The sequence below is a fragment of the Shewanella sp. 0m-8 genome (assembly GCF_052977265.1).
This window is the reverse complement of the sequence record NZ_JBRIMB010000072.1, coordinates 1-15,984: the sequence shown is the minus strand read 5'-3', so window position 1 is coordinate 15,984 and position 15,984 is coordinate 1. Positions and strand designations below refer to the sequence as shown.

The following is a 15,984-nucleotide window of genomic DNA, read 5'->3' as shown; positions in this document are numbered from 1 at the left end:
CGCAGCCGTATCTACACCGGATAATTGGAGCACTCATTTAAGCCATAGTGGTTTGGTGTCTAACACGGAAATGCCCCTTTATTAGTTTCAGTTGATAAGCTACACAGATAAGTAACAAGCCTGTTGACCTACTTTTACTAATCGATGAACGACAATTACTGATGACTTGTGATGAGGGATCCAAATCAATGCTCATTATTCAGTTTATCGTGCTCGTTTATTCAGCATTACTCTGATAGAGTCCTTATAAATCAATAGTTTTACATTAACACCCCTTAAGTAAAAGGTATGTTAGGTACGTAAGCGCGCTATATAAACGTTAGCTGTAGTAAGGAGTACGATACTTGAATAGAATTTTTTGGTTCGGCATAGCTATTGTTGTCAGTATTTCTTTGGGGGTTACATTCTTTGCCCCAATAAATGATGTATATAAGGGAATAGCTTCATTGCCTAGTGTCGCAGGATTAGCTGCCGCTTTATTTCAGTTAGTAAGGGATCACGCCGCGCATCAAAGAAATCTTGAAATACAGCAAGAGCAGCAGCTATTTAACCTTGGTGCAACTTCGCATATGGCTAATTCAGTATTTGATAAACACATAGAGTTTTGTGAAAAATATTTGGCGGAGGTTCATCAAACAGTTTTGACTCTGACCAAAGAGGGCCCAACTAAAGAAGTATTAGGGCATGCTGGAAACCTTTCTTCCTTGAGGGTTGAGTATACCGCTTGGATTACACCAGATATGGAAGAAAAGCTTATGCCTTTTGAGAAAGCTATCCGAAAAATTGGTGCGAAATCACATCTTGTAGATGCAATCTCAGGCGAAAAGAGCAGAGATAAAACAAGAATCAAGGCTATAGAAGATATGTATGACATCTTTAGTAACCTAATGGGAATGGATGAAGTAAAAGTAAAAAATGAAGATGCAACTGTCTTTGAAGTTAAAAATCAGGTAAGAGAAATTCTTCAGGTAAACGAGCTGGTATTAATAAGAGAGTATTTGATTAATAGAGCATCGTCCGCCACTGCAGGCAAGGCTTTGCAGCAAACAGGCCGTTGAATGCGGCGTTAGTCAGGTTTTCATACCAATGAATCATAGGAGTAACAATGAAAAAAGTATTGTTTATATTGCTAGCAATAATGCCTTCGCACGTATTTGCCGATTTTATTCATCCAATGGAGTTTGACGGTTCTGATGCTCAGAAAAAAAGAGTTATTGAGATTGTCAAAGCTCGAGTGAAAAAGGATTATTGTGAAGGCCCGATTGATATGTGCCAAGACACAACACTACGTATGATGGAAAGACAAAACCTCGATGCTTTTAAGCAAGCAACTGCCGCAACAAACCGAAAAATAATGGATCGTGTAATAAAAGATTATTGTGCGGGCGCAGTTGACATGTGCAACTATTCAACAATTATGATGATGTATACTCAAAATTTGCAAGCTAGCCAAAAGAAATTGAGTTGGTAGTAATTTTGCAAAACAAAGCCATAAAATTATAACCACAATATGATGTGGCTTGACGATCGCAAGCTCGTGCCTTTTATGGCTGCGTCACAACATAATTGTTTGCCATACTTCCCCTGATGACAATGATTACTCAAAGAGTTTTGACTCTAACAAGTTTATGCCCCAAAGTGAGTTAGCCTTCAAATGAAGATTGATTACATTTATTTTTGGGTTGGTGTTATCAAGTAGAGTTTTTGAACTTGTTGCTTCGTAGTTATCAATCGCCTCCAGCGGGGGAATGTGCAGATACTGCTGAGGCTCGCTGCGAGCACGTCCTTGTGAGCTCAACGAAAACGTCCCTGTTTTCGACGGCCTCAACCGCACCTACACCGGATAATTGGTACTTACATTTGGGCTTTAATTGTTCGGCTTACAACTTGGAAATGCCCCAAAGTTGGTTAACTTTAAGTTAAACGTGGATTACGTATTCTCATGTAGTCTGAAATAAAGCTAGATATTTATACAGGTATAACTAAACGTGAGCAAAAACACCGCTTATGGCGCAAATAAAGATGCCAAAAACTGTCCTGCTAGGACATCGATAATTTTTAACATTTTGTAAAACCTATAAAAATCAGACTTATGACAAATGTCAAAAAGTGATACACGGACCCATTGAACACCCTAGGCTCTCTTTCTCCGCAGACAATAAGGCAATTTATGTAGTCTAAAATTAGACTAAATCTATTTACAGCAATACCTTAGCAGTGATAATTTGTTCAAAAAAATTAACGAGTTACCGAGAACGTTATCGAGCGACTAATGAATAAGCTGTTAGGGCTAGAGGTATAGTGTTGAGTAAAAATTTAGAATCTTGTTATGCATGTAATAGTGCTGCTACTAGTCGTGAGCATGTCCCTCCCAAATGCCTTTTTCCTACAGAATTAGGGAAAAATCTAAGAAAAGATTTAATTAGAGTTCCAAGCTGTGATCAACATAACGGTAAAAAGTCTGATGATGATGAGTTTTTACTTGCTAGTTTAGCTGGAATAATTGGTTGTAATGATATAGGAATATTGCATAAATTTACTAAAGTTGATCGTGCTATTCGACGAAGCGGTGGTCGATTACTTAAGAAAGTATTAAAAACTTCAGAGATCAAATCTCATAAATTAGAAAATGGAGATGTTCTCGAAGTTGCTTGGGGTAAACCTGATCTTAAGCGGTTACATGATTGTTTTGAACTCATTGGTAGAGGCTTGTATTTTCATAAGCTTGGCGAACGCTTCAAAGGTAAAGTGATATGCGAAGTAGTGTATGTCCCAATTAATGATCGTGGCAGAGCTGGTTATAGAGAGTTTGCAGTAGAGCAAATGCAGAAAGAAATTGCCAATACTGATATTCAAGGTGAAAATCCAGAGGTGTTTCAATGGGCCATAGGTCCTTTAGATTATTCAGGAGCCTGTTGCGGTAAAATAATCTTTTATGGCAATTTGTCTGTTTATTTAGCCTTTATTCCTGAATCTTTTCGAGAAGAAGATTACGTTAATCTTTATGATATTGCTAAAACTGCGAGTAAACCTGTTTATATTCAAAAAGACGGGAAAAAGTACAGAATTAACTAGCCCTAATCGGGTAGTCGGAGGTCTCTAACCTCCAGCCCCCACACCACCCTGCATGCGGCTCCGCACAGGGCGGTTCATCTAGAACGCCTAACCTAAATTCTCTGGTTAGGGTAATGAACTGCGATCCATCTATCTCTTAGTGAAAATAATCCTGCTTTCCTAAGATAGTCATTAGTAATGATAATGTGAACCGTATAGTTGAGAGCCTAAGCACTAAATGATTTTTGTCCAAAAACGAGCTAGAGCTTTAGCCGTAACTCTAAACATTAAAGATTATGCTGTTCCAACTCGGTGTAGATACAGCTGAGACCGTCGAAAACATGGATGTGTTCGTTGAGCTCACATGGACGTGCTTGCAGCGAGTCTCAGAAGTGTCTGCACATGCGCTGGCCGTAGGCCATTGGAACCACTTTTGTTGGATGCCACTCTTAACCAAAATATATCGAGTCTTTTGGGGCTTTGTAATCAAACGAAGTTTGATATCGCTGTAAGGGCTAGTCGAGCTGCAAGCTCCAACTGACTTTTGTCCAAAAATGAGCTAACTTGCGTTGAACATGTAGGTAAGTATGATTTTTCCAAAAGCACTAATTTTACCCTAAGCGCTTCGCTTTCACGGAGGTCACGGAGAAGATCGTAGCGCAAAAGATCAAAATGTTTGATGACGAGCCTTTTTGTTCTAGCTGTTGCTTTTCTTCGTGTAGCGTAGCGCTCCGTGTCCTTCGTGGTGAATAGCTTTTGTCCAAAACCGTTTCAGTAATAGTGAGAATTAACTGTGATCATCAACATCTGAGTGGGCTAATTCGCAGAGATGAATAGTCAGATGTCGGTGTGGCTGTGGGCTTCGGTTTCAGGGGGAGGTATCTAAAAGAGATACTCTTCGAACGAGAGGAATATATGCCGAACTGGCCGTTTAACAGGGAGGTTATTGGAAACTGCTGAGCGGCCAGGGAGGGCTTTGTAGCGTCGCACAGAGGTAGTGACATGTGAGCTACTACAAGCCGTTACCTTTCTTCGTGGCCTCAGTATCCTTCGTGGCCTCAGTATCCTTCGTGGTGAGCTGCATCTGTTAAAAAGCAAGTGAGTCAGCTCGATGCTATAGCAAGCAATAGAGCTCTGTTGTTGAGGTAGAGTCCGAGTTTTCTAGAGACAATTTTCGCTATGACACGCCGAGATCGGCATGAGTAGCAGTTTAACTTCTCTTCGGTAGGTTAAAAAACCAACGAACAGGTTGGTTCATTTGTAAAACCTAAATAAGTTTGTTCGAAATCACATTTATCCCTAACTCTCTTCCCTATACTGCGCGGCCTTTACTAGGTTCTGCCAGTTTTTCATTCACTCTTTGTGGTTAAACTCCCTATCTTATGTTGCCGGTGTTGCTGAGATTAATATTTTCAGCTGCAATCTGTGATTTAGATATGAAAACAGAACCCTTAAAAGGTCATATAAGAACCGTCTAAGGAGTTGTCCATAATGGACTCTGTAATTAACAAAACTGAAAATACCTCGGCACAAGTCAAGGTTAAATCAAGCTGGAACAAGAGCGATACTCTATGGGTATTGGGGCTATATGGTACAGCTGTGGGGGCGGGCACTCTTTTCCTGCCGATTAATGCGGCCCAAGGTGGCTTGATCCCTCTCATTATCATGGCGCTACTGGCACTGCCAATGACCTTCTTCGCTCATCGCGGACTGACTCGTTTTGTGTTATCGGGTTCAAATCCAGAAGCTGGGATCACCGAGGTGGTAGAGGAGCATTTTGGACTCGGTATGGGTAAGGTCATCACCTTACTTTATTTCTTTGCCATCTACCCGATTTTGCTCGTCTACAGTGTTGCACTTACCAATACTGTTGAAAGCTTTATGCAACATCAGCTAGGCATGACTCCGCCTAACCGCGCAACCCTGGCCTTAATCTTGATTATTGGCTTGATCGCCGTAGTTCGTTTAGGTGAACAGTTAATTATCAAGGCGATGAGTATACTGGTTTTCCCATTCGTTGCCGTGCTACTGTTGCTTTCTGTTTACCTAATCCCTTACTGGAATACGTCAATATTTAGCAATGTGATGCCTGCTGAAGGTGGGATCAGCACCATCTTAATGGCATTGTGGTTAATACTACCTGTGATGGTATTTTCATTTAACCACTCTCCGGTTATTTCCTCCTTCGCAGTCGATCGTAGAAAGTTTCACGGTGATAATGCTGAGAAACAGTGTTCACGGATCTTAGCTTTTAGCCATATTCTTATGGTTGTAACAGTGATGTTTTTCGTATTTAGTTGTGTGTTTAGCCTATCGCCTGCCAATTTAGCTGAGGCGAAAGCGCAAAATGTGTCGATATTAACTTATCTGGCAAACCATTTTGATACACCCATTATTGCCTATGTCGCACCAATTGTTGCTATCATCGCTATCACTAAGTCATTTTTTGGCCACTATATTGGGGCGAGTGAAGGCTTTAATGGTTTAATTATCAAGGCTGCACGCGGTAAGGGAAAAGAGGTCAACCCTGTTATTCTGAACCGTGTTACTGCTGGTTTTATGCTACTGACCACTTGGGCCGTCGCAACTATCAACCCCAATATTTTGGGAATGATTGAAAGTCTAGGTGGACCAATCATCGCGCTGCTGCTGTTTATCATGCCGATGTACGCCATCATGAAAGTACCAGCGATGAAGCAATACTCAGGTACCATCAGTAATGTTTTTGTAGTGATTATCGGACTAGTTTCAATCTCGGCAATCTTCTATTCATTGGTACAGTAAAATAAAAAGAGGACAGGAGCCATGGGCTTTTGTTCTCTTTAGCCTCTGAGATGGACCTTCCTTACAGATTGCAAGATCAGCATTGATCTTTAAACTATTAATCGTCGCCATCCTGTTTGGCTATGCTTTGATTAACGGTAGTTTGTTGTGATTTTTTACTCGGCGATGAAACTAAAGCACTGGCTATCTGCCAGTGTTTTTCTATGTCGACACTCATGTCTTTGTCTCTGTGATTAATGAGTCAAACGCTGCTATAACAGCCAATCAAATAGAACCCTTGTCGTTGTCGTATTGTCTAACCTGTAGTCTGCGTTCAGCTTGCGTTCATTTCCACACAGGCCTACTAACGCCATCAGCGAAGAATCACTGAAACTTACTCACTTGTTGTGAAGTGCTAAACTTCAAAAAGTGTAATTAGGCAAAGGTTGGGGAACTGGAGAAATTTATGCATCGCACCTCTAATATAATATTACTCGTAGCAATAACGGTATTAACAACACCAGTCTTGGCTGACGCATCTCAGCCGGACGTTCTATTACAACAGGACGTTCTATTAAAAGAACAGCAAATTGATACAGGGCTGAAAAATTTTGGCTATCAGACTGGTTTAGCCCTTGGCTGTGTGACAGAAGAGCAACGTGCGCAGTTAGAAACCGAGGCCATGAATATCAATAGTGAAATCAGTCGCACCTTGGGGGGTGACAGAGCGTTTCTCTATGCTGCTAGCTTTGGATACGGTAGCAATATTGAACTCAATGTGCAGGAGTGCAAAGAAGCGTTGGCAAACTTTGAAAAACGTGCCGGCGTATTTTACCAAGACACGAGAGGCGAGAAATGAAACAAGGCCTAACACTTGCCATGATGGTATCGACGGTATTGATGATGTCCAGTCTTGTAAGCTTTGATGCCAATGCTGGTCGGTATGAAGTTCGTAAAGAGATCCGTGAGGGGAGCCGCGAAGTTAACCGCGAAAAACGCGAAGCTGCCCGTGAAGTTTTACGTTGCAAGACTCGAAAATGCGCCAAACGTGAAATTCGTGAGGGTTACCGTGAGGTCGCCAGAGAAAAACGCGAAGCACGCCGTGAAATTCGTCATGCATTGAGTGATAACCGCCATGACAGATGGAAACATAAAAATGATAATTTTCTGACGGGAGTATTGGTTGGTGGAGCCATTATTGGTGCAGCAACCGCTATTGCTAACGATAACGACTAAGCCTGTGTCGTAGTCTCACTAGCTTGAAGATCCATAGCTTTTTCGGTGGGTCTGTTCACCTTATGAAAAAAGAGCTTATTCGCCCATACTCCTTTTCACAGTTAGAGTGAGGTTAATGACTCCCTTTTTTGTCAAAGGCATATTTAGACCTCTTACTAAGCTTATAGTATTACTGAAGTAAGAGGTTATTATCAGCGCTTTTATATGCAGCGAGTATATAAGCACCGCATATAAAAGCGCTGACAGCAGTTTAAACAATACTGTCAGTGGTTGCTGGCAGACTAAAGCAATTAAAGCTAAAGCATTCCAACTAAAGCATTCAAACTAAAGCATTCAAACTAAAGCATTCAAACTAAAGCATTCAAACAACCATCTTTATTAATACATCAGCTTTTTATATAGGTGCTCCGTGGTATCCGCCCTAGTTATTGATAGCGCCGAGAAGGGACTGCGGCATTAAAAAGCGTTTCATCTTTTTGTTCCAGACGAGTATCAGTACACTTTCTTTCATACGCTGTCATTGATGAAGCCATTTTAGTGCATAACAAAGGTGTCGAGCCCATCGCTGTATAAGCGTACTCAGATATTGATGGTTAAGAGATGGCAACTGCTGCTAATGAACTTGGCTAAGCTTCTTTAGAAAATTGAAAGTTTAAGCCAGAACATAAACCATCATGATGTCGAAAAGTCACCATAAGCAACTACACTAGTTAACTTAACTGTCCAATATATTGCGCTTTACTCGTTTGGATAGGGTTAATTAAACGATGGAGGATAATTATGGCTGACAACAAATGCCCTGTAATGCATGGCGGCGCCACTGAAATGAGTATGTCGAATATGGAGTGGTGGCCTAAGGCGCTAAACCTCGATATTTTGCATCAACACGATAGGAAAACTAACCCGATGGGGGAAGGGTTTAACTACCGTGAACAGGTGAAACAATTAGATGTTGCTGCACTTAAGAAAGATCTGCATGCGTTAATGACAGATAGCCAAGATTGGTGGCCTGCAGACTGGGGGCACTATGGTGGCCTTATGATCCGTTTGTCTTGGCATGCCGCAGGGACTTACCGTACGGCAGATGGCCGAGGCGGTGCGGGTAGGGGGAATCAACGTTTTGCGCCACTTAATTCCTGGCCAGATAATGTCAATTTAGATAAGGCTCGCCGTCTACTTTGGCCCATTAAAAAGAAATATGGCAACAAGCTGAGCTGGGCTGATTTGATTGCTTATGCGGGCACCATAGCTTATGAATCAATGGGCCTTAAAACCTTTGGTTTTGGCTTTGGTCGTGAGGATATCTGGCATCCTGAAAAGGATATTTACTGGGGGGCAGAAAAAGAATGGTTAGCCCCCAGCGGCAGCGAAGGCAGTCGATACTCTGGCGAGCGCGATCTGGAAAACCCACTAGCTTCAGTGATGATGGGACTTATTTACGTTAATCCTGAAGGGGTTGATGGTAAGCCTGATCCACTTAAAACGGCCAAAGATGTGCGCGTCACCTTTGAGAGAATGGCGATGAATGATGAAGAAACCGTTGCGCTAACGGCCGGAGGGCATACCGTAGGTAAATGTCACGGTAATGGTGATGCAGAGTTATTAGGCCCTGTCCCAGAAGGTGCTGATGTAGAAGATCAGGGCTTGGGTTGGATAAATAAAACCGAACGGGGCATTGGCCGTGATACGGTATCAAGTGGCCTTGAAGGTGCATGGACAACGCATCCAACTCAGTGGGACAACGGTTATTTTACGTTACTACTCAACCATGAGTGGCAGCTAAATAAAAGCCCCGCAGGTGCTTGGCAGTGGGAACCTATTAATATAAAAGAAGAGGATAAGCCTGTCGATGTTGAAGATCTGACCAGGCGCTACAATCCTATTATGACCGATGCCGATATGGCGATGAAGTTAGATCCCGATTACCAGAAGATTTCAGCACGTTTTTACAAGGATCCTGAACACTTTTCTGCAGTATTTGCTAGGGCATGGTTCAAGCTGACTCACCGTGATATGGGGCCGAAAACAAGGTATATAGGCCCTGATGTACCAGATGCTGAACTGCTTTGGCAAGATCCTGTGCCTAGTGGACGCAGTGATTACGATGTCGCGTCGATTAAGGCGCAAATAATGGCGTGTGGTCTAAGTATTAGCGAGATGGTCACAACTGCATGGGACAGTGCAAGAACCTTCCGTGGCTCTGATCTTCGCGGCGGTGCTAATGGGGCACGGATCCGTTTGGCACCACAAAGAGACTGGCAAGGCAACGAGCCTGAAAAGCTTAACCGGGTGTTAGCCGTGCTCGAACCCATTGCTGTAAAAAATGGCGTGAGTGTGGCAGATGTCATTGTGCTTGCTGGTAACCTTGGTGTCGAGCAGGCCGCTAAGGCAGCAGGGTTTGATATCAGTGTGCCATTTTCGCCAGGCCGTGGAGATGCTGTGGCGGAAATGACCGATATTGAATCTTTTCATGTTTTAGAACCTCTTCATGATGGTTATCGTAATTGGTTAAAGAGCGATTATGTTGTCAGCGCTGAAGAGTTGATGCTTGATCAAACGCAGTTGCTTGGACTCTCAGCACTAGAGATGACGGTACTCGTCGGTGGTATGCGCGTATTAGGTACAAACTATGCCGGCATGAGCCATGGAGTATTAACCGAACATCCGGGAGTTCTGACAAACGACTTTTTTGTTAACCTGACAGACATGAATAACGCATGGAAGCCCGCAGGTAATAATTTGTATGAAATCAGTGATCGCAAAACGGGGAAGGTTAAGTGGACCGCAACACGAGTTGATCTTGTGTTTGGCTCCAACGCCATTCTTCGCGCCTATGCAGAAGTTTACGCTCAGGATGATAATAAACAAAAGTTCGTGCAGGACTTTGTTGCAGTGTGGGCTAAAGTCATGAACTCAGACCGTTTCGATTTAAGCTAATTGGTTATTTGATACTGTATTGATTGTCTTTTATGAGGGCGATTTATCAATAATTAGCCAATAAAAAGAGGCCTAAGTTATTAGCTTAGGCCTCTTTTTCGTAGTGCTTATTACTAAAGTTTATCAGTCAAACCTACATGAGAAGCTTACAAGAAAAGCTTACGCAGCTTGTACCTGTTTAGTGTACTCAAGTGTGCGCGCTTTTAACTCTTCTGGGTCAAAATCGTCGACATTGATTGACTTCATACGGCCGATTTCAGCTCGCTCAAGCAAGGCAATCTCATCTTCACTTAGTACCCCAAGCGCCTTACCTTCAGCTGCGATTTTATCAAGCCACATGAATGGCAGGCGCTTACCTGCCGCTTTACAGACTTTGTCGTAGATAGGCTCAGATGCCAAGATATCTTTAAAGGTTTGTTCTTGAATACCCACAGCGTTATGTTCGCTAGGCGTCCAGAACTGGCCTTTGCCTAAACGGTCACGACTTGCACAAGGTGTTTGCATGATTTTTGCTACCTTATGGTCAAGTATGTCACTTGGGCGCTTAAGTGGACGACCAAATGGGAAGATCACAGCTCGCAGCGCAACACCTAGACCCATAGGGAAGTTATCTAATAGGTCATCAAGCGATGATTGTAACTTGTATAGTGAATCTTCTACAGCCCATTGCACGAGTGGCAGATCTTCAGTCAAACGACCTTCATCTTCATAGCGCTTAAGGGTTGCTGAAGCAAGATACAGCTGGCTAAGTAGGTCGCCAAGACGGGCTGAGATCCGCTCTTTACGCTTAAGGTTACCGCCAAGAGTGGCCATCGCAAGGTCCGATAGTAGTGCTAAGTTAGCGCTAAAGCGGTTCATCTGCTGATAGTAACGTTTAGTCTTATCTGAATATGGTGCGTTAGAGAAGCGGCTCGACGTTAGACCCATCCAGAAACTACGGACTAGGTTGCTGGTGGTAAATCCAATGTGACCAAATATAGCCGTGTCAAAATCGCGTAGGCCCCTGCTTGCGTCGGTATCAAATGCTGATTCCATCTCGGCTAATACATACGGATGACAACGAATCGCGCCTTGACCATAGATGATCATCGAACGGGTAAGAATGTTGGCACCTTCTACGGTAATCGCAATGGGTGCAGCCTGATATCCGCGGCCTAAGTAGTTATTTGGGCCTAAGCACACACCTTTACCACCATGAATGTCCATCGCGTCAATAACGCATCGCTGCATTCTGTCTGTTAGGTGATATTTTACAATGGCTGAGATAACTGACGGCTTTTCGCCAAGATCAATACCCGTCGTTGTCAGTGAGGTCACCGCATCCATTAGATAAGCATTGCCGCCAATGCGCGCCATTGGCTCTTCGATCCCTTCAAGCTTACCGATAGGTAACTTAAACTGACGACGAATACGGGCGTAAGCGCCTGTTGCGAGTGCTGCGGTTTTAATGCCTCCGGCAGAGTTAGACGGCAAGGTAATACCACGGCCAACCGATAGACACTCAACTAACATTCTCCAGCCTTGGCCAGCCATTTCAACGCCGCCAATGATAAAGCTGAGCGGTACAAACACTTCATTGCCACGAGTAGGACCATTTTGGAACATACAGTTTAGTGGGAAGTGACGACGTCCAGTTTCAACACCTTCAATATCGGTAGGGATTAGAGCACAGGTGATGCCGAGTTCTTCTTGAGTACCAAGTAGTTGATCTGGATCGCGCAGTTTAAATGCAAGCCCCAGTACGGTAGCAACTGGAGCAAGGGTAATATAGCGTTTGTTCCAGGTTAGCTTCATACCTAATATTTCTTCGCCTTCCCATTCACCTTTACAGACGATACCGTAATCAGGAATTGCGCCAGCATCACTACCAGCTTCTGGGCTTGTTAGTGCAAAACAAGGTACTTCTAAGCCTTTAGCAAGGCGAGGTAAGTAATGGTCTTGCTGAGCGGTAGTACCATAATGCTGTAGTAATTCACCAGGACCGAGTGAGTTAGGTACACCAACGGTTGAAGCCAGCTCACTGCTTAGACCTGCAAGTTTTTGCAGAACACGTGATTGAGCGTAAGCCGAATACTCTAAACCGCCGTACTTCTTTTTGATAATCATGGCAAAGAAACCATGATCTTTAAGGTATTGCCAGATCTCTTCAGGAAGATCACCAAGTTCATGAGACACTTGATGCTGGTTTAGCATGCGACATACTTCTTCAACTGGACCATCTAAGAAAGCTTGCTCTTCTGCGCTTAAGCTCGCTTTTGGGTAATTGTGTAGCTTGCGCCAGTCAGGCTTGCCAGCGAATAGGTCGGCTTCCCACCAGGTGGTTCCCGCTTCGATGGCTTCTTTTTCTGTGGAAGACATCTCCGGCATGATGCCGCGGTACATTTTTAGAAGTGGGCGAGTAATAACGTTTTGTCTAAATGAGCTGATATTAAGAGGTAGAGCAATGACAAGAAATACTACCCACAGTAATGGGCTTACACTTGCGGCTCCGGTACCAATTGCTAATACAATCGCGGTGCCTAAGGTGGCAGTTAGTAAAGAGACTCTGAGATAAGCAAATGCGCCTATCGTCACAATCATCGCCAAGATCCAAAGTAGGGTCGTCACTGTAATTCTCCTTTTATGTGTGACCTATAGTGGTGCTAAAGGCACTTATTTTAGGTTCTTCCTCACAATTATAGTGCGTGGTCAGACCTGTGTCTCACAAAATCTAAACCTTAGTTAATTTTAATACAAGATTTTTTTAAACAAATGTTTAAATTTTTGTATCGGGATAAACATTTCACAATGGCTATCAAGTGAGTAAAATGGTGTAATTAGAGAAGATAGTAATAGATAAACGGGATAGAGATTAATGTGCGAGTTACTGGCCATGAGTGCCAATGTTCCGACCGATATTGTATTTAGTTTTACAGGGCTTGCCCAACGAGGGGGTGTAACTGGACCACATGTCGATGGTTGGGGGATCACGTTTTACGAAGGTAAAGGTAACCGCACCTTTAAAGATGCGCGCCCGAGTAGCGAGTCTCATGTTGCACAGCTTATAAAATCGTACCCGATAAAAAGCGAAGTGGTTGTAAGTCATATCCGTCAAGCTAATCGAGGTTGTGTTTCACTTGAAAATACCCACCCGTTTACGCGTGAGCTTTGGGGCCAGTATTGGACATACGCCCATAATGGTCAGCTAAGTGGTTATGAGCAAAAATTTGTCTCAAAGCGTTTTACCGCGGTAGGGGATACCGATAGTGAAATGGCTTTTTGTTGGATCATGGACAAAGTGGTTGAGGCATTTGGTGATACAGCTCCTGCTGATAGGCTAGCGGTTTATGATTATATTTCGACACTCGCCGATGAAATTCGCACATTAGGTGTGTTCAATATGATCTTAAGTGACGGTGAACACCTTATGAGTTATTGCAGCAATAACCTTTGCTATATCACTCGACGCGCGCCTTTTGGCAAAGCTAAGTTGATTGATACCGATGTGGTGATTGACTTTGATAAAGAGACCACACCTAACGATGTTGTCACGGTGATAGCCACAAGGCCTTTAACTAATAACGAACAGTGGAACGTATTAACTCCCGGTGAATGGAAGTTATTTAAAAAAGGTGAGTTAGTCAGCTCGTCCAGTTAATAACGGCTTACTGAAATAAAAAAGCTCGCTACGTTTGGTGTGGCGAGCTTTTAGAACTTGATACGCTGTAGCTGCGAAATTAGCCTTTTTCATTGCTAGGAACATCATGTAATTGAGCCTGTTCTGATGTTGATTCATCAATTGGCTTTACGGGGGCAAAATGATAATTAAGCAGTTTGATGTCGAGTTGTTTACTGCCTTTCTCAAAATGGGTTAAGCGGATAGGAAGGTAGCTAAGTTCTGGCGCCATCCAAAAGAAAGTCTGGCGTTTTTTGCTCTTGCGTACCACTTCAAACTTAATGGTTTGGTAGCTGCCACTGTCGATATTTACCCGTTCTTTGCCTACAATTTTAAAAGCGTAATCATCGACCTCGCCCTCTTTTACCATGGTGTAATGCAGTTCATCTTTATGGGCTTCCATGTCGAGTCTAAACTGTAACTGAACCATCAGCGGATCAAATAACTGGCTGTCATAAGGAAATTGGGTTCGCTCATCTTTGTATCGGCTATGGATAACATTTTGGCCTTTTGCAAAAGCGGCTTGCTCTCTAAAACTTGGTCCGGTGCCGGTGCGCTCAACTGAATAACGCATAGGCATCAGCTGATTATTACCCTCTAAAGTAAATTCACTGCGTATATGACGTTGGTCAGATAGCATGAGCAAGCCCACATCACTATCAAAACGGTATTGAAATAGGTTGCCGTCGGGCGCATCGAGGATATAGCGGGCGCGGCCTAGTTCAATACTGCCGTAATTGACTTGATACTCTGCAGTATGTGGTGTTAATGCTGTTGTATTGGCAAGACAAATATGACTGACAAACAGCAAGCTAGTAGCGAATAGAGCTGGTAACGTTTTTAACAAAGACAACTCCTTACAATCGAGGATGATTTGGCACTGGCCTAATTTTAATACAATATATTAATGACACTAGCATCTAAAATGGTAATGAAAGCACTAATGTTGCGATATCAGGTTGCCACTCATATTCAGACAACTTAACTTTGCCACGGTTCACTATAATGTCTTCGCTGCGCAGTCGCTGCATCTGTTCAATGAATGGCGAGCTATGTTCAGCAAATGATATTTTTCCTTGGCTATTAATCACTCTGTGCCATGGCAGGTTTAATTCATCGGGTGCTAACTTAAGCGCTTTTGAAACGTAACGAGCTCGCCCTGGTAAGCCTGCTAAGTCGGCGACTTTTCCGTAAGAACAGACTTTCCCTTCAGGGATCATAGACACAATATGCCAAATTTGCGTCATTGCTGAAGGCTTACTGCTTTTTTGAATCAAATCGAGTTCCTTTTATTACCGTAAGATTTAACCTTGAGAAGGTCAATAATCTTGCTCTATATGGCTCATATTTACGCTTATTAGCGTTACCAATGTTAATGGTTTGGTGGCGCTATCGTTCAGGGTTAATGGGTTGTAATATAAAGTAAAAGCTCTTGCCGATACTTGGCGCTAAAGTAATAATAGCGCTTTTTTGACGGTAGATATAATGTCAGTAAAGAGGTTAAGTCATTTTCTGGGGGCTTTGTTATTACTCTCAGTTGCATCAGTCCCAGTTTTCGCAGGCGATTTTAGACATATTGCAGATCCATTAAATTTGAATGATTCGCTCTATGTTGGTTTTGATGGCGATGTGTTTAAGCTTGGTGGTAGCTTTGCAACAAGCCACCAAAAGTTTTCAGCCAATACCAATATTGGCGGCGATAAATGGCACTTAGGTTACCTTTACTCTACGCAGCAGGTAAATTTTAGAGCCTCTGTTGTTCATGGTAAAACTGATACACCCCAAGGTAAAGCCAGCCATTATCAGTACCAAATGGGACTTATGACCGAGCATCAGGGCTGGTTTTCAACCCAGGTATTTACAGAATTGGCGGTGAATCATTTAGCCGTTAAGTCATATAAAGACAGCACTGCTGCCAATGCCAATATGACTGTGTTAAAGGCGATGACTGAACATTGGTATAGTGAGTTTTACCTGCAGGGTAATGCCGGTGTTGACGGCGTTGAGCGCTATGAGGCGAGAAGTTGGCTAGCACTTGGTTATCAGATTAACCCACAATGGTCTTGGCTTGTGCGTTATCAGTATGATTGGGAAAAGCTTGATCGCTTTGAAAGCGAAGACACTCAGTGGGTGTTTGCGGTGCGCTCTCAATTTTAAATAGTGCGGTTGGTACGCTATGAGTTTTAACGTAGCATTAAGAAGCCCATGTTGATCTGATTAGACCGACATGGGCTTTTGGTTTTAAGCGCCGTTGAATAAGATTTATACCAAACTGGAAAATTAACTGGTCACACTTGCCCAATCCCTAGAACACAATTTTGTCACTCGCTCTGAACTCT

12 protein-coding genes are annotated in these 15,984 nt (G+C 43.0%); 9 read left to right on the top strand and 3 right to left on the bottom strand.

The genetic code is table 11. From position 1 onward, the window contains the following. Positions 1-344 precede the first annotated feature (344 nt). The 7 genes from ACVBIO_RS20730 to katG all read left to right on the top strand — a co-directional run bounded on the left by ACVBIO_RS20730 (position 345) and on the right by katG (position 9,990). Positions 345-1,058, top strand: a complete 714-nt coding sequence (locus ACVBIO_RS20730; RefSeq protein ID WP_447173341.1) for a hypothetical protein — start codon at positions 345-347, stop codon at positions 1,056-1,058. A gap of 47 nt (positions 1,059-1,105) precedes the next feature. Continuing rightward, positions 1,106-1,471 carry a hypothetical protein gene (locus ACVBIO_RS20725; RefSeq protein ID WP_447173340.1) on the top strand — a complete coding sequence of 122 codons (366 nt, stop codon included), beginning with the start codon at positions 1,106-1,108 and terminating at the stop codon, positions 1,469-1,471. Positions 1,472-2,304: 833 nt separating this feature from the next. Further along, positions 2,305-3,075, top strand: a complete 771-nt coding sequence (locus ACVBIO_RS20720) for a hypothetical protein (protein WP_447173339.1) — start codon at positions 2,305-2,307, stop codon at positions 3,073-3,075. Positions 3,076-4,545: 1,470 nt separating this feature from the next. Next, the gene (locus ACVBIO_RS20715; protein ID WP_447173338.1) at positions 4,546-5,838 is read left to right on the top strand and encodes a serine/threonine transporter; all 1,293 of its coding nucleotides are present in this window, start codon (positions 4,546-4,548) and stop codon (positions 5,836-5,838) included. Positions 5,839-6,283: 445 nt separating this feature from the next. Beyond that, the gene (locus ACVBIO_RS20710) at positions 6,284-6,676 is read left to right on the top strand and encodes a hypothetical protein (protein WP_447169289.1); all 393 of its coding nucleotides are present in this window, start codon (positions 6,284-6,286) and stop codon (positions 6,674-6,676) included. Continuing rightward, a complete protein-coding gene (locus ACVBIO_RS20705) occupies positions 6,673-7,053 on the top strand; it encodes a hypothetical protein (protein WP_447167280.1) in 381 nt (126 codons plus the stop codon). The genes ACVBIO_RS20710 and ACVBIO_RS20705 overlap by 4 nt, the downstream gene beginning before the upstream one ends. Positions 7,054-7,833: 780 nt before the next feature. Next, positions 7,834-9,990 (top strand): catalase/peroxidase HPI, encoded by a 2,157-nt coding sequence (gene katG / locus ACVBIO_RS20700; RefSeq protein ID WP_447173337.1) that lies wholly within the window; start codon positions 7,834-7,836, stop codon positions 9,988-9,990. A gap of 159 nt (positions 9,991-10,149) precedes the next feature. Here the strand turns inward: katG and fadE are convergent, their stop codons facing one another. Continuing rightward, complete coding sequence (gene fadE, locus ACVBIO_RS20695; protein ID WP_447159860.1) at positions 10,150-12,597, bottom strand: acyl-CoA dehydrogenase FadE; 2,448 nt, start codon at positions 12,595-12,597, stop codon at positions 10,150-10,152. Positions 12,598-12,844: 247 nt separating this feature from the next. On the opposite strand from fadE, the gene ACVBIO_RS20690 reads away from it, so the two are divergent. After that, complete coding sequence (locus ACVBIO_RS20690) at positions 12,845-13,627, top strand: class II glutamine amidotransferase (protein WP_447159859.1); 783 nt, start codon at positions 12,845-12,847, stop codon at positions 13,625-13,627. Between the two features lie 79 nt (positions 13,628-13,706). On the opposite strand, the gene ACVBIO_RS20685 is transcribed toward ACVBIO_RS20690, so the two are convergent. Both ACVBIO_RS20685 and ACVBIO_RS20680 read right to left on the bottom strand, forming a co-directional pair. After that, the gene (locus ACVBIO_RS20685; protein WP_447159858.1) at positions 13,707-14,492 is read right to left on the bottom strand and encodes a DUF3108 domain-containing protein; all 786 of its coding nucleotides are present in this window, start codon (positions 14,490-14,492) and stop codon (positions 13,707-13,709) included. Between the two features lie 73 nt (positions 14,493-14,565). Continuing rightward, positions 14,566-14,892, bottom strand: a complete 327-nt coding sequence (locus ACVBIO_RS20680; RefSeq protein ID WP_447160012.1) for an MGMT family protein — start codon at positions 14,890-14,892, stop codon at positions 14,566-14,568. Between the two features lie 238 nt (positions 14,893-15,130). Here ACVBIO_RS20680 and ACVBIO_RS20675 point away from each other — a divergent pair, with 238 nt between their 5' ends. Next, positions 15,131-15,802 carry a hypothetical protein gene (locus tag ACVBIO_RS20675; protein WP_447159857.1) on the top strand — a complete coding sequence of 224 codons (672 nt, stop codon included), beginning with the start codon at positions 15,131-15,133 and terminating at the stop codon, positions 15,800-15,802. The last annotated feature ends 182 nt before the right edge of the window (positions 15,803-15,984 follow it).